The sequence below is a fragment of the Flavobacterium sp. CLA17 genome, assembly GCF_013112255.2.
Classification (GTDB): domain Bacteria; phylum Bacteroidota; class Bacteroidia; order Flavobacteriales; family Flavobacteriaceae; genus Flavobacterium; species Flavobacterium circumlabens.
The window spans coordinates 619,280-642,498 of record NZ_CP068294.1 but is presented as its reverse complement, the minus strand read 5'-3'; the positions used below and the strand labels follow the sequence as shown (position 1 = coordinate 642,498).

9 protein-coding genes are annotated in these 23,219 nt (G+C 36.7%); 7 read left to right on the top strand and 2 right to left on the bottom strand.

Translation table 11 applies throughout. From position 1 onward, the window contains the following. The first annotated feature begins 45 nt into the window (after window positions 1-45). The 7 genes from HAV12_RS02675 to HAV12_RS22980 all read left to right on the top strand — a co-directional run bounded on the left by HAV12_RS02675 (window position 46) and on the right by HAV12_RS22980 (window position 20,530). A complete protein-coding gene (locus tag HAV12_RS02675) occupies window positions 46-2,745 on the top strand; it encodes a hypothetical protein (RefSeq protein WP_171568350.1) in 2,700 nt (899 codons plus the stop codon). A 69-nt stretch (window positions 2,746-2,814) separates the two neighbouring features. Then, window positions 2,815-6,567: a VWA domain-containing protein gene (locus HAV12_RS02670; protein ID WP_171568349.1), complete on the top strand. Its 3,753-nt coding sequence runs from the start codon at window positions 2,815-2,817 to the stop codon at window positions 6,565-6,567. 4 nt (window positions 6,568-6,571) lie between these two features. Next, the gene (locus HAV12_RS02665) at window positions 6,572-7,285 is read left to right on the top strand and encodes a hypothetical protein (RefSeq protein ID WP_171568348.1); all 714 of its coding nucleotides are present in this window, start codon (window positions 6,572-6,574) and stop codon (window positions 7,283-7,285) included. A 16-nt stretch (window positions 7,286-7,301) separates the two neighbouring features. After that, window positions 7,302-18,632: a thrombospondin type 3 repeat-containing protein gene (locus HAV12_RS02660; RefSeq protein WP_171568347.1), complete on the top strand. Its 11,331-nt coding sequence runs from the start codon at window positions 7,302-7,304 to the stop codon at window positions 18,630-18,632. 2 nt (window positions 18,633-18,634) lie between these two features. Further along, a complete protein-coding gene (locus tag HAV12_RS02655; protein ID WP_171568346.1) occupies window positions 18,635-19,096 on the top strand; it encodes a hypothetical protein in 462 nt (153 codons plus the stop codon). Between the two features lie 287 nt (window positions 19,097-19,383). Then, entirely contained in the window at window positions 19,384-20,430 is a 1,047-nt protein-coding gene (locus HAV12_RS02650; protein WP_171568345.1) for a tyrosine-type recombinase/integrase, read from the top strand. Then, window positions 20,396-20,530: a hypothetical protein gene (locus HAV12_RS22980; protein WP_255539503.1), complete on the top strand. Its 135-nt coding sequence runs from the start codon at window positions 20,396-20,398 to the stop codon at window positions 20,528-20,530. Before HAV12_RS02650 ends, HAV12_RS22980 begins: the two co-directional genes overlap by 35 nt. Before the next feature lie 771 nt (window positions 20,531-21,301). On the opposite strand, the gene HAV12_RS02645 is transcribed toward HAV12_RS22980, so the two are convergent. After that, window positions 21,302-21,955, bottom strand: coding sequence for a hypothetical protein (locus HAV12_RS02645; RefSeq protein WP_171568344.1), 654 nt, complete (start codon window positions 21,953-21,955; stop codon window positions 21,302-21,304). A gap of 1 nt (window position 21,956) precedes the next feature. After that, window positions 21,957-23,045: an RHS repeat domain-containing protein gene (locus tag HAV12_RS02640; RefSeq protein ID WP_171568343.1), complete on the bottom strand. Its 1,089-nt coding sequence runs from the start codon at window positions 23,043-23,045 to the stop codon at window positions 21,957-21,959. Window positions 23,046-23,219 lie beyond the last annotated feature (174 nt).

Sequence of the window (23,219 nt, the reverse complement as noted above, 5' to 3'; positions counted from 1 at the left end):
ATTGTTTTAACGGACAAGTAGTTATAAAAAAATGATAATCAGATTATGGCAAACAATCTTAAAATAAAAAAATACTGGATCACCACACTTTGCATGGTATTTTGTTCATTGGCTTCTTTTACTCAAGACTTAAGTGATGCAACAATTGGTTTTGATGTGTCCAAAACAACCCTTACTTTAAGAGAAAATGGGGTAAAAGATCAGTACATTGATTTTGAAATTTCTATGATGCGTGATATACAAAAACGTCATTATCTTGAAACTAAAAAAATAGAAGATGCTATTTTACAAAAGATTAGTGCTGAACAAAGTAAAAAAGGAAATACAAACAAGACAGCATTGGCCAGCCCTGAGATTCTCGCTCAGGAAAAAGCAGCTTTAGTCGCTTTATACAATAGTACCAACGGTTCCGCATGGAAAAATACGATCAGCAATCAGGGAGCTTGGCCAATAAATGATCCCAATTCGGTAGTCACACATTGGAATGAACGCACTAATACTGGTTGGTATGGAGTTGATGAAATCAGCGATGAAGGAAGGATTACAAGGTTGAATCTAAATAGTAACAATTTAACAGGATATTTACCAAATCTAAATGCCTTAACAGAACTAAGAACAGTTTCTATTATGTACAATAAAATTGAAGGAGGAAATATAGATGCATTCAGTGAATCAACGAAACTATCTCATCTATATATCTCTAATTGTAATTTTGATGGAAATCTTCAATCTTTAATAAAGTTAACAGACTTACAAATTTTTAGAGCACCAAGTAACAACATAAGCGGAACTTTTCCTGAAGATTTTTATAAACTATCGAAGTTAGCATCCTTAGACCTGACTTCTAATAAGTTAGAAGGAGACTATAGTGTTTTAGGGCAAATTCCCACATTGGCAATTTTACAATTAAGCAGAAACAACTTTAATAAAATTGGAACTTTAGATTATAATAACAGATCTATTCCCGAAAGTTTTAAAAACTTAACTAACCTGACCTCTTTAGGATTGCAAGGGCACGGTTTGAAAAATAATATGAAAGTTTTAGCTAATCTCATAAATTTAACCAATTTACAAATCGATTATAATACATTTGAAGGCCCTTTACCTTCAGAGTTCTCAGCATTAAAAAAATTAACCTTCTTTAATTTTTATTTTAACAATATAACAGACATGTCAGTGCTATCTAGTCTAAATTCCTTACAAACTATTAATAGTGCACAAAACTCAATCAGCTCACTACCTCCTGAATTTGCTCAATTGACTAATTTATCCTATTTAGCTATAGCCGGAAATAAAATTAGCGGCTCCCTTGTCAGTTTAAGTACTCTTAACCTAACTAACTTGTATATAGGGAGTAACTATTTTAGATTTATTGACATAGAACCCATATTTTCTAAGTATAAAAACTTAGGTACCTCGTTTTGGTATAGCCTACAAGCCAACACTGATAAAACTGAAACATTAAATCGTGGTATTGGTAGTTCAGTAACTTTATCCATGTCTGATGATGGAATTCACAGGTACACCGACAATGATAAGTTTAAGTGGTATAAGGGACTCTATCCCAATGGGGTTTTAATTCCTCAAGCTGAATCAAGACAACTTACAATTTCAAATTTAAAGCTGTCCGATGAAGGATATTATTACTGTTTATCGACACATCCTGAAATGACAATACCGTACGATGATTCTCGAAATCTTATTTTACTGAGAGAACCCATTAGATTATTAATAGCCCCCTGTTCACCAATAAGAGGAACGTTTACAACAACAGAAAAATTTTACACTAATTCAGAAAGCAGTTTCACATTTAATACTACCGCTACCGGTTTAACGTATGAGTGGTCCATAGCGACGGCGGCAGGAGTTCCTGTAAATGTAGCACCAGCAACTACTAAAGCATCGTATTCGTATACTTTTTCAGAAGGCGGAGATTATGAAATGAAACTAATTGCTAAAGACACCTATGGATGTACCACAACATTTACAAAACCTATTCAGGTCATTGTTGAAAGATATTGTGCGAATGAACCCATAAATTTTGGCTTTGAAACTTCAACCCCAGGTCTAACTTACACCTGGAACAGTTCAGATGCTTCCGGTACTATTGTACATACTGCTACAAACACAACAGGCCTGTATACTTTTATACCGCAGCTTGGTGGTGAATATGAAGTAGAATTAATTGTGAAGACGGCAACCAGTTGTAAAACCTTGTTTACCAAAAATATTACTGTAGAGGATTGTACTCCAATTGTTTCCTGTACGGTAAACAATCCGCTTACGCAAAAAGTACACAGTTTGTTCATCAATTTAATTACAAAACTAGTGAATACTCCAAACGGAACAGATGCAAATGTATACGCCCGCAATGAGATTATCGCTTTATCTTCTTATGTAGCAGGAACTACCAACAGCATTTACAATTTCAGTAATTCAAATGCGGCAGTAACCTTTTCGTTTTCTCAAAACGGAGCTGAAAATGATGTTTACATACCAAAATCTGCTTCGGGAACAATTACAACTATCGATCTAAGTAAGTATTTCGGTGCACAGGGCACCACTGCGGTTACGACCAATTATAGCAACGGATCTAATGGTTCCGGTGGTTATGTCCGTAATATTGATTTTTGTCCAATCGCAGAATGTATTCCAATTACTGGGGTGATCAACATTGTCAAAAAAGCAACTGCACAGGCAAAAAAAACAGGTCAAAGTTCAACAAACTCTAGTTCAAAAATATAACTCACTTAAGATAAAAAAACACTAATTGTTTTAACGGACAAGTAGTTATAAAAAAAAGAAAATTAGATTATGGCAAACAATCTTAAAATAAAAAAATACTGGATCACCACTCTTTGTATAGTGTTTTGTTCATTGGCGTCCTTTGCGCAGGATTTGAGTGATGCAGAAACAGGTTTTGATGTAACCAAAGCTGCCATTTCTTTAAGAGAACATGGTATTAAGGATCAGGATATAAATCGTGAAATTACATTAATGCGACAGATACATACCGATAATTATCTGGCGATAAAAAAATATGAAAATGTAAATTCAAACAAAACTAATGCCCAAACTACAAAAGCTAATACAAATCGTTCTTTAGCAGAGGCTGATATTCCACAGATTGAAAAAGATGCTTTACTGGCACTTTACAATAGTACTGAAGGTACAAAATGGACGAGTAATCAAGGTTGGGATTTTTCAACCCCAGTCATTTCGCAAAACCACAGCAATAATGGTGCAAATCCGGGTTGGTATGGTGTTGAGGTAACTGACGGTCACGTTACCCGTATATATCTAAATCGTAACAATCTCAAAGGCACAATTCCATTGCAAATAGGGCAGCTTTCTAAACTACGATCTCTTGATTTGGGAAGTAACAAACTAAGTGGGCCAATCCCACACGAAATTGGTCAGTTAGTTGATATTATATATTTACAATTAGGAAGGAATTTAGAATTAAGTGGTTCAATACCTAAAGAGATTGGATTATTAACTAAAGCTGAGAACATCGACTTAATGAACAATAATTTAGAGGGTGCAATACCTTCAGAAATAGGGAATTTGACCTCACTAAAAACTTTGTACCTTTCTTACAATAAACTATCAGGTAATATTCCTGCGGAAATTGGAAAATTATCAAATTTGCAAGTTCTTGATTTCACTATTAATAAACTTGATGGAACTATTCCTGAGGAAATCTATAATCTAACAAAACTAGATAGATTACAGTTAACCAGTAATTTATTGACTGGAACAATATCTTCGAACGTTGGTAAATTAATCAATCTATCCAGCTTCAATTTATCCAATAATAAATTTGAAGGAAATGTACCAAATGAAATAACCCAATTATCAAAACTGGCAGGAATATTTATCAACAATAATTCGTTTACCGGACCAATTCCTAATTTCAATTTTACAATTTTAAAGTCATTTAATGCTTTCAATTTTCACTCTAACAAATTCCGTTTTGCAGATTTTGAAACTCAATATAATTTATACGATTCAACTTTTCTTTATCTAACTTATGCGTATCAAGCTGCAATAGATAGCGAAAAAACCATAAATGGAAATATTGGAAACTCAGTAACCTTAACTATGTATGAAGATGAAAGATTTTCTCCTAACGAAGTTTTTCAGTGGTATAAAGGGATAAGTCCAAATGGTGTTTTAATTGCCGGGGCAACTTCAAGAAAATTTGTTATCCCTAACTTAGACCTGTCAGATGCCGGAGACTATTACTGTGTTTCAACCCATCCTCAAATCACAATCCCTACAAATGTGAATAGGAATCTTATTCTAACAAGAAACCCAATTCATCTAAATATAGTCAACTGCGATCCAATAGCAGGAACTTTAAAATCAACCGCAGAAAAATTCTATACCAATGCCCAAAGCAAGTTTTCATTTGAAACTACTGCTACCGGTTTAACCTACGAATGGTCTACAGCTACTGCAACAGGAACTCCGGTAAACACATTGCCATCTAATACAACCAGTTTGTATTCATATAGTTTTACGGAAGCCGGTGATTATGTTGTGACCTTAATTGTGAAAGATGATAATCAATGTTCAACCACATTCACGAAAGCCATTAAAGTGGTGGACAGATATTGTGCGAAAGAACCGGTTGATTTTGCTTTCGAAACAACATCTACAAATCTGAACTATACCTGGACGAGTACAGATTCTTCCGGGAATATTGTCAATACCGTAACCAATACAACAGGGCTTTATACTTTTACACCAGAGCTTCCCGGAGACTATGTAATTGAATTAGTAGCCAACGGAGCTTCACAATGTGTGAGCTTATTTACCAAAAATATTACGATTGACGAATGCGTACCGTTTATTTCGTGTACCAAAGACAACCCGCTTTCTCCGGAAATGCACCGTTTGTTTATTGCCTTGATTAGTAAACTGGCAACTACTCCAAACGGCATTGATGTAAACGTATATGCGCACAAAGAGATTGCAGCAATGGCTCCTTATACTACGGAGAAGACTGCCATGATCTACAATTTCATCAATACCAGCAGTGCCATAAGCTTCTCGTTCACCAAAACAGCTACGGAAAGTGATGTATATCTTCCTAAATCTGCTACGGGATCGATTACGGCAATTGATTTAAGTAAATATGAAGACGCTCTTACAGCAACTACTGTGGCGACTACCTATAACAATGGTGTGCCAAATACGAAAGACGGTCACGTAAAAAATATCGATTTCTGTCCTAAAGAATTGTCCTGTGTATCGCATGTCGCCCTTGTCATAGATGAATCGGGTTCTATTGATGCCACTGAATTCAATAAAATCAAAAAACAATTAAAATCATTTGTACTGCAACAAGCCAAAACGAATGATGATATCGGATCCAACATACATGTTTCCATCACCGGTATGTCGGATAGTGACGCCAATACCAGAACTGATTTTATTGCTCCTCTTAAAATGACAGCGGGTAACGTTGGCCAATTTAACAACTGGATCGATCAGTTAGGAAAACGATACGGTAAAACCGGAATCAGCCAGGCTTCCGATTACTGGAAAAGTGGACTGGATGGTGCTTTAGCCTACTCTATGAAACCAACTTTTGTGATCATGGTAACCGATGGTGCCCAGACAGACAATGTTGCCGGTTTAAGAGCCACCTTTAAGATGTTCAACAACAATAATAAAGCAGAAACGGAACCAAAACTGCCTCACTTATACGTAGTGGGTATCGAAAACGGTTTCTATATCGACAGAGATTCGTATACCAGTAAGGGAATCCCAAGAGATCAGGATCCTAATTACAATCCGTCATTAGCGCCTAAAGATAATCTGGCTGCCAGAACAACACCGTTCCTTACTAAATCTTTACAGTATCTTTTAGATCTTACTCCAACGGAATGGCCATTATCAGACATCAATCAGTTTACGGTTGGTACCTATTACGGACACGATAATTTTGAGTTACTGGCTTCAGATGAAACCTATTTCTCAGACAAATTAGCCGATGGAAAAGTAGTCTGCGGAACTGCTGCGATAAAAGATTTCTGTGATGACTGTTTCTCTTTCAAACCGGAACCGGGAAAAGAATATATCCTGAGTGCGTGGGTAAAAGAAGAGTCTTTTATACAAGTAAAGAATTACGAAAACCCAATAATAAAAATCGTTTTCTATAATAATAAAGAAGCATTGGACATCCCTGCCCAAAGAATTGATTCCTTAGTGGTTAAAGCCAACGGTGATATTATTGACGGATGGCAGCGTGTCGTTAAAAAATTCAAAATACCAACAGCAACCATTACAATGGCAATCGAGCTGGAAAACATGAGCCCGAGTATCCCGGTCTATTTTGATGATATCAGGATTCATCCGCTACAGGGAAGTGTCAAATCATTTGTCTATGATCCGGTAACTTTCAAATTGATGTCGGAACTGGATGAAAACAATTACAGTACTTTTTACGAGTACGATAATGAAGGCGGCCTTGTTCGTGTCAAGAAAGAAACCGCAAAAGGGATCAAAACCATTCAGGAAACCCGCTCCGGTAGTGTAATTAATATAACCCAATAATAGTATGTTCTGTAAAAAAATAATATACGTATGGGTTTTATTCACTTGTTGTTTAGCACATACACAGACGGTAAATGAGGTTTTTCAGAAAGTAGCCAGGCAATACAGCCTCGCCAAGCCTTTACAATACAAATCAAGTTATGCCCTGTACAAGGATTTCGATTCCAAAAAAATCGAGGAAAGTTACAAAGGCATTTATTATAAAAATGCAGACAACGAAGTTTACAGCAAAGTCGGCGAGACCGAAATACTGAATGCAAAAACCGTTTATCTTAAAATAAGCCATCCGGAGAAAGCCCTTCAGATTTCAGATCCGGTCCCCAATTACGCCGGGGATTTTGATATAAAACCCTTGCTGGAACTCTGTAAAATTGAAAAATTTGTTGATCGCAAAACCTATTGGGAAATAAGACTGGTAGCAAAATCCTACTCGAATCTTCCCTATTCTAAGATTATCGTACAGATTACAAAAGGCTTTTTAATACAAAAACAGACCTTTTATTACAGTACAGTAGCCAATTTTTCGAAAGATTACCGAAGCCCGGATCCACATTATCCGAGATTAGAGATTATCCATACGAATTATAACAGAAATCCGGTTAACGCTTCGATTTTTAATAGCAAGACCTATTTTACAACATCGGCCAAAAAGGAAATCCTTTTAGCCGAAAGATTGAAAAAATACGAGATTATCGATCAAAGAGTTTCCAATAAATAAAATAAAAAATAGATATATGTATATCAACAAGCATCTAATAGCATTTGTATTTACACTGTTTTCATTGTTCGCTTTCAGCCAGCAGGAAGAAACTTTAGGAGATAAAAAACAAGGCAATCAACTGAGCGAAAAGACAAAGCTGCAAGTAACAGACTCTAAAATTGCCAACATCAACGAGAAAAAAATATTTACTTCTGTGAACGCAGGAGTATCTATTCATTTTGGTTTTGCCGATGAGCCGGTAAACACTGCCGCTTTTGCAAGTGTGTATTACAGCCAGGTGGTATTAACGGTGATTCCGCTGGATAAAAACGGAAACCCGATTACTACTTATAAGGACAAGACCGGAGCGGTAAAAACGTTCCAGAATTCGTTGACCTTAAAAATCAAACACGATTACGCTAACAAAGAAAAGAAATTTGACGATTACGCCGTGTATCGCTTACCGGGCGTTCATAAAGCAGATGTCATCGTTGAATCGATCAAATATTTTGACACCGATGGTACCACTGAAATCAGTATCACCAATGCTCCGGCCTATCTGGAACTAAAGTTTAATACCGATCGTTATTACAACATGCAATTGAGCAATACACAGTTTACCTCTGTGTTTCCGCTTACGCACCAATTTGTAAAATACAACTCGACAAGAGGAACTGTGGTTTCTAAAGTAAGTGACGGTGCAGATGAGTTAATCATCAACTGGACCAAAGACGCCGTTGCCCCTGCCGTAGAATACGAACTGGAATGGACGTGGATTGACAACTACAAAAAAGACGGCAGTAAATTAACGCCGGCTGAAATTGCCCTAACCGAACAGGATTTCAAACAAAACAGTACCCGAATCCAGACCAAAGAACTGGGGTACAGAATCCCGTTGGTCTACTCTAATGGTTACCTGGTATACAGGGTAAGACCTGTTGGACGCTTTCTGGATAATATTGCTAAAAACTATTACGGAATGTGGTCTTCGGGTTTGACCGACACCTTTACAAACATAAGTCATTGGCCGCACATGGTCGAAATAGACCAGGCGCATGAATTGGGTAAAAAGAACTGGCAATACCAGGCTTCTTTTGCCGAAGACGGAAAAAAGAAAGAAGTTGTAAGTTATTTTGACGGAAGTTTACGTAACCGTCAGACCGTAACCAAAACCAATACAGAAGGAAAAGAACTTTCCGGTGGACAAGTAGTCGATACTCAGGGAAAAGCTATTGTTGGAGAGGTGATCTACGATACACAGGGAAGACCTGCTGTAGAGATCCTGCCAGCGCCAGTAAATTCATCAGGAATTCATTATTACAATGACCTGAATAAAAACCTGGAAAATACGATTTATTCCCACAATGACTTTGACTGGGATAACCCGAGTGTTCTGGACTGTACTCCGGTACCGGCTTCCAAAATGTCAAATGCAAATGGAGCAGGTAATTATTATTCAGAAAATAATGCTGTTGCTGATAACTTTCAGGATTTGGTTCCTAATGCAAACGGATATCCGTTCTCGCAGGTAGAATATACGCCTGATAATACCGGAAGAATCAAAAGAAAAGGGGGCGTAGGATTAGATCACCAGATTGGAAGCGGCCATGAAATGTTATATTTCTACGGTCAGCCAAAACAAGAAGAACTAAACCGTCTTTTTGGTTACAAAGTAGGTAATTTTTCACGCTACAAAAAGAATATTGTGATCGACCCGAACAGCCAGGCCAGTGTGAGCTATCTGGATCCACAGGGAAGAACAGTGGCGACTGCCCTTATTGGAGACAATAAAGGAAATCTGGTGTCTTTAGACGATGAAACCAATGACAGTTTACATCTAATCACCACAACCAATTTATTATCGAACAACGATAAATATTCGTCCGGTGTTGCCGGTATAGAAGAAGACGGGATTCGATTAAACGTTCCTGTTTCGGTAGTGAAAGAAGGTGAAATTACATTTGCCTACACCCTAAACAAAACCGTTGGTTCTTATACTGATTTATGCCTGACCGGAAAACAATATCCGTTTGTGTATGACTGGTCTATTGGAATGAAAAACGACTGTGCAGACGAATTACTTGTAGGATCTGATCCCTTGAATGCAAAATTCGGGACAGAGAGTATCAGTACTTTTGCCCCGGTGGCCTTAACGATTGCAAAAAGAGAATACAAAGGATTAAATAATGGCCAATTCTTAAAAGTGGGAACCTATCCTTTAAGCAAAGACCTAAGAGTAGATCATGATGTCTTAAACAGATATGCCAATGATTATATCGCCCAATTGGTACTCGATAAAAAATGTCTTCCGGACTATTCGGGATTAGAACCGGATATTAAAGAAGAAGATTGTAACGTAACCTGCAAAAGCTGTGAAGAATCACTGGTATGTGACAATCTTACCAAGGAGCAATGTGATGCTTTTAAGCTAAAACTTTCAACTGATCCTTCTTCCCTTGGAAAAACCAGCGAAAGAGAATCCTATATTGTGGATGCCGAAAAACAATACATTCTTAAAAACTTAAATGCCGAATTTGCGATAAGCACTATTAAGTATAATGGGTCTCAGTATGCAGATTCTAACGTTAATTCAACTATTACCCAAACACAGATCACGACTAAAGCAAACGCCTTTAAACTTGAATTCAGAAGTTTATTGTCAGGCTGTCGTGAATTATGTGCACAACCGGTGAATGTGTGTAACCTTAACCTTCAAAATTTATTAGGAGATGTGAGTCCGCATGGTCAATACGGTTCCGTGGATGGTTTAGAATCTGAAGACGACGAAATCAACGATCCGTCAAAAAGCAAAATAACAGATCCGTTAAGTATCTTCAACGATCAGAACCAATTTTTATATGGGGGTTATACAACTGCCATGGATACCGTTCCGGATACGAAGGAAGTAGTAGAAATTAAAGTTTCCAATTACAACTGGAGAAAACCTGTTGGAGGTCATTACAGGCATGGAGAAGACGAGACTATATCTAAAATCCGCGTAAAATTGGTGGGAGAAAACCTGTATAGTCCGGAATTGGTAGATGCTGCTGTTGTAACAGAAGCAGACCGCGATCCGGACAGTGACGATCCGGATGTATTCTTGGTAGAGCCGCAATACCTGCGCTATGTGGCTAATTTTGTGCCTTTATGGAAACCGGACTGGGCCAATGCCTTATTGCCTTATCACCCGGAATATCAATACTATGTTTACAATAAAGCCATATGCGAAAAATTCAATACTATTGGAGATAACTCAGATGGATTTGATGAAAAAATAAGAGACATCAATTACTACGACAGTGAGAACAATACGGTTAAAGACAATAGCATCTTTACACCGACAGGAATAATCAATTCACTGCTAACAAAAGTTGATGTTGTAAATGATAATAGCGATCCTTATTATATTTCTAAAAACAATTTAGAATCGGATGCCGACTTTACGCTTCGTAAAGATTTAATGAGAGAAGCCTTAACGACCAATTTTGACGGTATCGTTATGAGCAACGGAAAGAGACTGAACATGCTTCAGGCTTCTTACTACTTTGCTGTTTATACGAACGGAATTGCTCCGGAATCCGTTTACGAAGATTTCGTAAACCTGACTCAGGATCAATTACTGAACAAGATTAATACTACGCTTTCAGATCCGATCAAAGAACAGGTATGGAGCAATTTTAAAACCAATTATATTGCTTTAAAACAAAAAACAAGAACCGTTTTCTCTCATATTTTTGCGAGTAAAAACAACAATTACAATGATTGCATCGGTAATCCTGAAAGCTCGGATACCTTTGTTACGTTATTCAAAAAATATACAACTGTTGGAAACCCGGACAATAATTTTGTAAGGCTTACCAAATTAATCGATACGATTTCTGATGAACCTGCTAAACCTGCAGGAAGTGACGGAATTGAATGGGCGTGTTCCGAAGAGACTTCTGCTTTGTACAAAACCAAAGAAAAAAGATTTGTACCGGCAGATTACGGATACGACTCTGCCCTTTCTGATGCACAGACTATTGCAGACATTAAAGCCAGCACGGAAGCCGCTATGTTTATGGAAACCGGAAAATGCCCAATGGCATTTGAAATGGAATATTTCCTGCAAGGATTAGTAAACCCTACGATACAAAGTCAGGGACTGTTGATCAATGGTTTCAAAACGACAAGCATGCCTTATTTGAGCAAAAATTTATTCAATGCACAAATTAACCCAAGCTTTAATTTACAGACCGCTTCAGAAACTCCGAAAATAAAAGCTTTCGAAGATGCTTCGGGCACTTTAAATATCGGTTTTACCTATTTAGGCAATGATATTGCAACACCAATCGAATTGCGTTTTACCAACAACACATCTGATTATCACGATGCCTGTGGAAACAGTGTAAATGCACCAAGATGGCAGGATATCGTTGGCTTTAAAACGGTTTATTACATCCCGGGATCTTATGATAATGTAGATAAAACCTACAGGTTCCAGATTATAGCGCTTGTAAAAAGAAGCGGAACTACTTCTGATTGTAAATCTCCTGAGGAAGTAATTATTGAAGGTACTACTAAAGCAAACGTTGGAGAATGTTCTTACCTGGCAACAGCACCTTGTGATAAAAAAGATAAATTCGATGAATCTTTTAGAAAATTAGTACTTAATCTTCAGGCAACAGGAACAATCAGAAATACCAGTTTAGACATTACGAAAAATCCTGTTTTTACAGAAGGTTATCTGTATACGTATTTAGGCGTTAAGGAAAATGATGTCGTAACATGGAGAAATACTTCAGAAGGTATTTCCCTTTTTGTCAATGACGATAAACGTGTTGCGCTTAATACAGGAAGCTACACTTTAGGAACAGACCGTATTACCAATATTTCAATTGGAAATTTACAGGGAGGTTATAACCTGGTAAGGATCACAACCCGAAGAGGTCTTTTCTTTTCAAGCAGACAAGTAACGGGAAGAATCACTTCCGGAAATACGAACAGACCACTTTATTTAACCTGTTGTTCGCCTTGTGGGGAATGGGATTACAATGGAGACGGTTTGGGAGATGCCTGTGGCGGTGGTGGAAATTGTGGTACCATCGATACCGATGGTGACGGAATTTATGATAATTGCGACAACTGTGTCAATACACCCAACCCGAATCAGGAACCTTGTAACAACTACACTCCTGTTATATCGTGTAATGTGGTAGCCGTTGAAGAGCTTGCTTATGAAACGAATGTAAAAAACCTATTGAACGATTTCTTAATCTCAAGAAACCACGAAATTAATGCTGAAGGAGATTTCTACAAAGCCGGCAGCGTATCAGGCAACAGTTTGGTGAATACTTTTGTAAGAGACTCCAAATTAGTATCCCACTTTCAAAAAGAAAGAACCCGCTATACGGAAAATAATTTCCGTCCGGTAGTGATCGATAAATATTCTATTATTGCTGAAAATACTTTAGTTAGCATCACTTTTGATGAAAATTCAGGTTCGGTTTACAACAAGAATTTCATCAATTTTTATGATATCAATTTAAAAAATGCCAGACGTATCAACTACATCGATGTGACAAGTGATTTATCTTTTGTCATTAACTTTGTGGACAGTCAGAACAGAACCATCACACAAAAAGGAGGTAAAATTTCGCATTATACCTTTACCAAAATAACAAGTTCAGAAGCTAAAGCTCCTGCCGTAGCCTTCTGTCCTTTCGTTTCAGAAACCTATCCGCCTAAAACCGCCAGTAAAAAAGCGGACAGTGCAGACGATTTGTATGTTACGATTTCTAAAGATGGGGAGGTTGAATTTCAAAATAACAAAATGGCGTTATCGTCAAAAACAGGGAGAAGTAAAGCAGTTCAGTCCATTGAAGCGGAAGTTCCAACTTTCAAATGTTCGGATTTATGTATTACCAGTGTAGTTGCTCCTGTAGTGTGTGGTGACAAGTGGCGTACCTTCGCCTCCGTAATCAGCATGCAGGTTCCCGATTATAAATTAACGGAAAACATGGACAAAGATCCATATTACTTCTGTAACGCAAACTTTGGCTATATCAGTACCGATTATTTACAGTACCTGGCCAAAATGGAAGTTACAAGTGTTAAGAATCCATTGTTTGTAACCATCAGTGAATTTGGTTCTACCAAATTAAGATATGGAAATACAGCAACAAGTGCTGTTATCAATGAATATTACACCTATATCGAAGGACAAAAAGTAAACCCTACCGAAGAATCATTGGTATGGGGGCAGTTTGCGGACCGCTATGTGGTTGCCAATAAAATTTGTGCACCTCCTGTAATGGTTCCGACTTTTAGCCTGGAAATTCCGGATGAAACCATCACCAAAACACCTTGTGAACTATACGCGGCTTCTGTAAAAGCAGCCAATAAACAAGAAATTGAAGCGGCTTTCTTTGCCAACAAAAAAGAAGAATTCAAAGAAAACTATCTTGCTGCTGCCTTAGAAGGCGTAACAGAAACGCTGACTCAGACTGCTAAAGACAAAGAATACCAATATACTTTATACTACTATGACCAGGCAGGAAATCTAACACAGACCGTTCCACCTGAAGGAGTACAAAGATTAGAGCCAACTTCAGATGAAGCCATAAAAGATGTCAGAGCCAATAACCCGGAAAAAACAGATACCGCTCTCGTAAATGGAGTGGCAGTTGCTCCGGCACATAAAATGCAAACACAATACCGTTACAATTCCTTAAACCAACTGGTATGGCAAAAAACACCGGATGGAGGAGAAACGCGATTTGCTTATGATGCGTTAGGAAGAATTATCGCTTCTCAAAATGCGAATCAGATCAAAACAAAACCGCTTTTCAGCTATACCCGTTATGACGGATTGGGCCGAATTATGGAAGCAGGTCAGTTTGAAGTGAAAGCCGGCGTTACGCTTACGATTAATGAAAACGGAAGACTGGTTTTCGGAAACACTACCGACTTAGTTCCTGTTGATGCGGTTTCAGATTTATTCCCTTACAACCAGGGAGCAAGTTTTGAGCAGATCACCAAAACGTTGTATGACGTTCCGGTAGAAAATACAAGCCATTGGTTTACGGCTTATGCGGCTGATAACAATCATAAAAGAGTGACGGCGGTGCTTTATTATAACAAACTAGCTGCAGAAGTAACCGAAATAAAAGCATATGACAAATATGACAATGCCATATTGTATGATTATGATGTACACGGAAATGTAAAAGAACTGATCCACCACACCAATAACAACACAGAACTAACTAAGTTAGGTCTGGACCGTAAAAAAGTGGTGTATGATTATGATTTGATAAGCGGAAACGTAAATCAGGTTACGTACCAACCGAATAAAGAACAGGATCAGTTCATACACCGTTATGAATATGATGCTGATAACAGAATCAAACAAGTATATACCAGTAAAGACAATGTAATCTGGGAAAAAGAAGCCAACTATTTGTATTACGAACATGGTCCGTTGGCCCGTGTGGAAATTGGAGACAAAAAAGTACAGGGCTTAGATTACATTTATACACTACAGGGCTGGTTAAAAGGAGTGAACTCCGAAAGACTGGGTGTCGGTTATGATGCCGGTAAAGACGGATTAAGTGTTGCCAAAGATGCTTTTGGTTTTGCTTTGAATTATTATAAAGGAGATTACAAATCAAGATTTAATACGCCTGATAATACTATTTTTAGTTACAGCAAAGGGGAAAAACTGGAAGGGACTTCGAACCTGTACAATGGAAACATCAAAGAGATGATCACTTCCTTGTCAGGCACTAATAACGAACCTATTCCAACACAGTTTAATTATTACAAATACGATCAGCTGAACCGTATCAAGAGCATGGACTCTAAAGCGATTGCTTATACCAATGGTCTGTCCGGTTCTCCTGTAAATGGATTCAAAAGTGATTACAAGTATGACAGAAACGGTAACATTACCTATCTGAACAGTTGGGCACCTTTAGCCAACGGGGCGTTGAATACAACCCAAATGGATCAGCTTACGTATAATTATCTTGCCGGTACCAACAAACTGGACCATGTTACGGATGTTGTTCCGAACAATGCCTTTACCAATTTTATTGATAAACCGGATGATACTTCGTTTGATATCGATAGCCAAAGTGCTAAAAACTATGAATACGATGAAATCGGTCAGTTAATCAAAGATGCCAAAGAAAATCTGGATGAAATAAAATGGCGTGTAGACGGTAAAGTAGCCTCTGTTACCAAAAGCAAAGGACTTTCCAATCAGGTCATCATAAGCTTTGAGTACGATGGTTTAGGAAACCGAACTGCCAAAACGGTAAGCAGCGGTACAACGGCAACTACTACCTATTATGAGCGTGATGCACAAGGAAATACACTGAGTACGTACGAAATGGTAAAAGAAGGTGCCGTTACCAAATACTATCTGGTAGAACAGGATATTTATGGCAGCAGCCGTTTAGGAGTAGAAAAAGGCAAAAGAGAAATCACAAAAGATGTTTCTTCAGCCCTTAAAAATTCCAACGTAATTACTGCAGATGCCAAAAATGCTATCATAGCAAAAGTGGCAGCAGATGTAAAAACAAAATCGGGAATAGGATTTACGCTAAACTCAGGGTCTGCGACCTGGCCTGTAGACGCGAAGAATTCGATAAATTTATTCGATAATAAAACAGCTAAAACAGAATCGGTATCGCTAAGTTCACACTTTAAAATTGATCCTTCTAATACAGGCACGACTACTATTGCTGCACTTCACGGATCGTACAGAGAAGGAGGAAACAACTTCCCTGGTGATAATACGTTTGGGTACAGAAGTTCAATTGTTGTGGGTGTCAAAAAAGACGGCACAGGATATACGCCGGTAATCACGTTAATCAAATACCGTCGTAACCATAACAAATACAAAAAAGTGATCAAACTGAAGAAACGTACCCGTTACTCTTTCAGAAGTTATGAAACGGTCACAGAATATACCATGAAACCAATCGAAAGAGCCGAAGATCAGGGTATTTCGATTCCGGAAAAAGAATGGGATTTCAAAGCCGATATTAAATTGAACAATGCAACATCAAATTATGATATTGTACTGAATATTAATGGAAACATCTATACGACAGTTGCCAAAACAAGCCAACCCTTAAACGGGCAGGAAAATGTAGGATTCGACAGTGGTGATCAGGGGCTTAGAATCACCGTACCTTCCAATACGCTTGGTAGAACAGAACTGGAGTTTCAACCGGGTGTAAAACAAAACTACCCAGCCGCTGTCTCACAGATTTGTGATTTTACTTATAGTATCAATAACGGAGAAGATCCGGAAGATATTAAAGTAAATAAATTTGAACTTGACGAGGGAGTGGGTACTACAGCATTATCTGACACTAAGATTACTATGACCCTTTTACCTCCTGCTTCAGGAACTAGTTTTGAAAAAACCTATTGCGGGAATCCTGATGAAGATACAGACGGAGATGGTTATATAAATACAAAAGACAACTGTCCTTTTACTTTCAACCCTAAACAGGAAGATGAAGATAAAGATGGTGTAGGTGATATTTGTGACAACTGTAAAATAATAGCAAATACAAATCAACTCGATGCTGATAACGATGGTGTTGGTGATGCCTGTGATAATTGTAAATTAAAACCTAACTTTGATCAGGTGGATACCGACAAAGATGGTTATGGTGATGTTTGTGACAATTGCAGAATAAAACCAAATCCGGGACAGGAAGACAGCAATGCTAATGGTATTGGAGATGCCTGTGAAGGAGAGGATCAGGGAGAAGGAAGCGACACTGTTGCCGGAACACCCCTTACCTCCTACCGTTTTGTTGGGGATAAAAATTATGAGTTGTCGAACCATTTAGGAAACGTCTTAAGTGTTATTACAGACAGAAAACTGGTACGAACGCTTAATGAACCAACCCAGGAAAAACTAGAGGAGTTTGACTTTACAGGATGGGCAACCATTAGAGCCAACAGCAATTGGAATACTACATATAGTCAGGCAGTTACTACCAATACGGATAAAGCAGTTATCACTGCTGATGGCCCGGGTAAAGGAGTAATTTACGCTATGAATACAACTGCTGGTAAAAAGTATACGGTATCGTATGATTTAGATTTAATAGCGTCACCTGAAATAACGGTTAAAGCATCGAATGCAACAAATCTAATTATTAAAAAGGCAGACAATGTTTCAGGCAGACAAAGTCTGACATTTACGGCAGCAGGTACTGTTACTATAATCGAGTGGATACGCACCAGAGCCAAAGACAATGTTGTAGATACTTTCTCGATAGACAATGTGGTCACAAGTGTAGAATCAACCGAAAACACAGTTGCTTTTACAGGCTTTGTACCGGACGTATTGAGTTACTCAGATTACTATCCTTTTGGAATGCTGGTGCCGAACCGTCATGCTGACACCGAAGAATACCGTTATGGGTTTCAGGGGCAGGAGAAAGACAAGGAACTTAAAGGGGAAGGGAATTCAATTAACTATACCTTCAGAATGCACGATCCTAGGATTGGTAGGTTCTTTGCGATTGACCCGTTAACACATCATTATCCATCGAATTCACCATATGCATTTAGTGAAAATGATGTTATTTCTCACGTTGAATTAGAGGGGCTGGAAAAACGTCCTGCAATACAGGGGCCAATTGATGGAATGATTAATGGGCTTTTAAATTTTTCAGGATTAGACGGTCTAAAACTTAGTACTGATGACGCAAAAAATGGAGAAGAGGCTAATAAAATAATGATTAAGAAGAAAGAAGCCTTGCATAGAACCCAAAATGCAACTAAAGTAGTTCAAAATGCAACATATGTAACTATTGCAATTGGCGGTAGTCCTTTTATATTTGGTGCTCTAGGAGAAGTGGGAGCTGGAAGTTATCTCTGGGCTCACGGAACCAGCCTTGTGGCAAACGAGTGGGCTGGCTATCAGGCACTATGGGCTGCTGCTAGAGCTAAACCCCTGGCTACAGGATTGCTCGCAGCATATGGGATTGGAAATAATTCATTATCTCAGTATTCAGCAAACGGACAGGAATGGGGAAAGGTGAACTGGATTGAAGCTGGCTTTTCTGCAATACCAGGAAAAGTATCTACAGTTCTGGGAGAAGGTCTTACTTTTACTTGGAATAAAAAAAATGAAGGTATAAAATATGATTTTACTAGCGGTAGTGCACTAGTTTCAATTGGAGGTGGGTTATTCAGCGGCTATTTTGGTGATAAAACAGATAATTTTTTAGAAGGTGAAAAAGGGGGATGGTTTGTTAGTGAATTTTTTAAATTTCAAGTTGAAACTACTACAAACATTGATGGAGATGAGATAATTAATGCAGTAGATGAAAAAATAAATGAAGAATAATTATGAAAAAAATAGGCATTAAAATAATTGGTGTAATTTCTATAATTTCTATAATCTCGTTTTTTTTATTTTTTTTATTTTTACTTTTTGAGGGATCTCTCATAAGAAAAGATATTAAATTAAATGGTAAAGTTACAGTTGGAAAATGTATTTCGCACTCTCAATATAAAAGAGCTAAATTTGATTATTTGATTTACAATATTGACGGGATAAGATATAAAGGAGAAGGAGGTTCTTCAGTAGGTTCTTCTGAGAATGTTGGAAAATTCTACAAGATTCGTTATTCTGAAAAATTTAAAGGATCTTTAGAAGCTTTTTTTGATCGAGAAGTGACAGACACTGCACAAATTTTGAAAGCTGGCTTTACAAAAAGAGATATTGGTACTTCAGGAAATGATTCTATATTTGCTTGTGAAGCATCACTTAAACAAGAAATTTATGCAATACTTAACATTAAAGAATAATTCGGTTTTGGAGAAAAACATAATTAAAAATTCTTTATAAAAAAAATGTGCATGTTCAAAGACGGGCTCTAGGAAGAATTCTTTACAAGTAATAAATTTATCTCATATGCTGTGGAAACGTCTCCTGACTTCGCACTCGCAACGATAATCCGCAAAGAGCGTCGATTAAACAAGAAAATTAAAAAAGCTACAACCCTAAAAAAGTTGTAGTTTTTTTATTTATTCATATACATAGTTTCACTTTTACCTAAAATTGTATTTTTGGCAAAAACCACAAAACCACAACCATGAAAAAAACGAGTCCTATCATACCTTTATTCAAACAGTTTATTAGAGAAACGGAAACGGGTAAGCGACTCAAAAAAAATGGTGAAAAAATAAAATCCAGTTCGATAGACAATTATAAATATGTCTTACAAAATCTAATTCAGTTTTCGAGTGATAATAAGTTTGAACTGCGTATTTGTGATGCCGGAAAACTAGATAAAAGGGAACTAACTTCCGAGAAAAGCTATTGGAAAAAATTCTATCAGAAGTTTACCGATTTCCTTTATAAAAAGGGCTGTCACGACAATTATGTAGGGGCTAATATTAAAGTGATCCGGGTCTTTTTTAATTACCTGAAAAATGATAAGGATTTAAATACGGGTGACTTTCAGCGCTTGTTTTATGTAAGAAAAGAGGAAATCGAAATCTTTGTATTATCACCGGAACAACTTAAGTTTTTAATTCACGACAAAGAATTCGAACAAACCCTTATTCCGAGTTACAAACGAATCAAAGATATCTTTGTGTTTGGTTGTACGACCGGTTTACGGTATTCCGATATTTTTTTACTGACCACTAAAAACTTCGAAAAAATGGAAGACGATTGGTACCTGAAACTCAAATCCAAAAAAACCAAGACCTTTAGTTTTATCAAACTTTCTGCTTATGCCATAACTATTTTCCAGCGTTATGCAACGACCAACAATAAAACACCGCTTTTTGGTACTATCAGTTTGTTCAATTTTAACAAAAACCTCAAACAAATTGGGGAGCTTGCCGGCTTTACAGCCCCAATAGAAGTTTCGCGTGAAAAACAAGGCAAAACACAACGCATTACAAAAAAAACAGATCTCGCCAAAAATCGGTTTTGTGATAAAATGAGTTCCCATATGATGCGGCGAACAGCGATTACCACCTTATTAATTTTGGGTATGCCGGAACATTTGGTTCGCAAGATTAGCGGACACAGTCATGCCAGTACTTCTTTTAATCGCTACGTGCATTATGCACAGGCGTATATGGATAAAGAGATTGAAAAAGTACATAGTAAACTGGAAAGTTATTAATTGGATCTATACTGCTACTAAAGAAAATGCCGATTTAGCCTGGGATAAAATCAACATTCAGGCTACTGAATTGCCTGACAATCTGACTGAAAAAGAGTAAATGCTCTAAAAATCCCAAAAAAAGTTTGGACGGAGGAGTGACGGAAGAGTGACGGTACGGTGACGGAGAAGTGACGGGTACGAAAATAATGTCAAACTGGCAGAATTACCATTAAAAATCGGGATTTGTCGTTCTGCTTCGCTATCACTTTTAGGATGCGTTTTTCTTTTGATGAAGATTGAAGGAGGGATCATAAAAAGAGTTAAAACAAGAAAACCTGATACTAGAGTAACATCTGGTATCAGGTTTTCTTGTTTTAATAGATGCTCTTTGCTGATCATCGTTGCGGGTGCGAAGTCAGGAGACGTTCGCACAGCACAAGCGATAAATTTATTATTTGTAAAGAACTCTTCGGAGAGCTGGTGTAAAATCACAATTCAGACTACTAATTTGTCTGACAATCTGACTGAAAAGAGTAAATACTCTAAAATTCGCAAACGAAGTTTCCGTATAGGATTGACGGAGCGGTGACGGAGAAACGACCTAAAAAAACGCAATGTCAAACTGGCAGATTAAGGTTGAGAATCGGGATCTGTCGTTATTCTTCGATATAATTTTTAGTATGAGTTTTCCTTACTGAATACTTAAAGAGAGAGTTATAAAAGAGTTTAAAAAGCAAAAACCTAATACCAGAAAATATCTGGTATTAGGTTTTCTTGTTTTTAATCTATGCTCTTTGCTGATCATCTTTGCGGGTGCGAAGTCAGGAGACATTCGCACAGCACACGCAATAAATTTATTATTTTTAAAGCACTCTTCGCACAGCTGGGTTTACTTATCTGAGCCTGTTTGAACATTAACGATGCTTAATAAATTCTTCATTAAACGAGGTTTTATTTTACTTATAGTGTCTGATACAACCTTTTTCCTTTTTACAAATTTTAATTCAAAAGAATGATTATTAATTGAAGTAATATTATTGAATACAGGATAATTTATGTTTTTTTTGACATCTACTTTATATTCTTTGTATTTATGACTTTTAAAAGCAAAAAAACGACCACTTGTAATATTGTTTTTAAGAACAAAATTAATTACTTGTATTTTTTCATAGTCGACAAAATAAAAAGAATAAAGATTATTCAATGTCAAATCAAATACATTTTTATCTAATAAATCAAGTTCAGCATATGGGAGATAAAAAAATAATTTTCTATATTTTTCACTTTCTATAAAAACATTAATCAAATATTGATCTTTATCAAATAAAAAGCCGAAAATATTCTGACCTGTATTTATATATATCACTTGATTACAAAAGTTATTTTCATTCACTTGTTTTTTTAATGATTCAAAATCATTTACTTCTTTTATAACATATTTTTTTTCTTGGAAGTACTTAATTATTTTACTGTTTTCTTTAGCGTATAGAAAGCCGGTAAAAAAAACAATTAAAAATGTTTGTAATATTTTTCTATACAGCATATTATTCTTTCTTTTTGTTAGCATCTGGGATTATAGGAATTAGCTCATATAATTTATCGCCTGTTGCATTTAATTGTAGATTTGAATTAGTAGGTTCCGAATTTTGCAAATAGCCTTTTTCTTCGTAAATATAAGGAATCATACCTCCACCAAAAGCAGATTTTCCACCAGACTTCGCATTTAAGTCACTGACATAATCTTGTGGTCCTAAAATATTGATTTTTTTATTTGTTAATTTTAGTATACCCTCACTCAACTGCTTTCCTATATCTTCAGAAAAAACGTGACATCCATTTAATATTAAAGTTCCACCATCTTCAATTTCATTAACTAACGCTAAGAAAGAATCAATTTTTTGAGTTTCAGCATTACTTCTAAATTCAGTCATTTCTTTTGCCTTTTCCTTTTTAGATTTTATTTTATTAATTCTTTCTAATTCGGGAATATAAAATTGATTTAGTTGAAATTCCGTTAAAGGTTTATCATCTGTTAAATAGGTTTCACCTACCCTAACTGCTTTTGTGTTTAGAATACCATCGCTACCTTCAAATATATACATGTTACCTGAATTTGCATGAGCTTGAAGTAATAAAACCTTAATTTTATTACCTAACTTTTTATGAGATTGGATGTCAGTTAATGCTTGTTTAATGCTAGTTAACTGAAATGCCGCCCAATTTTGGCTAGCCTTAGGAATATCATTATTAAATTGATTAATGGCAACCACTTGTCTTTCGCTTCCTATTGCTAAGCCAGGTTCTGCTCCCTCTAATTCCCTAGAATCTATGACTCTATTCCCACTAAAAATATAGGGACTATAATATGGATATTTAACGAAAAGTGGATCCCTCGTAAAGAAACGCCCAATCCTCGGATCATGCATCCTAAAAGTATAGTTAAGCGAATTTCCTTCTCCTTTGAGTTCCTTGTCTTTCTCCTGCCCCTGGAATCCGTAACGGTATTCTTCGGTGTCGGCATGACGGTTTGGTACCAGCATTCCAAAAGGATAGTAATCTAAAATACCACCAGACCAATAAAGACAAGAACTCAAGCTATAATATAAAATCTTCAAAACTGCATTAAAAGGCATTTTTCAGCCTTTCAAAGATAGAAAAATAACTAAAATAAAACCTGATTTCAGCAAGGTATAGAATACAATTTAAATCCTCATTTTGTAACATATCTTTATCATTAAAAAACCTACATTATTTATTTGTAAAAGAATTTTAAAAGTTTATCTTGCCCCAGTTTTATTAAAAAAAAT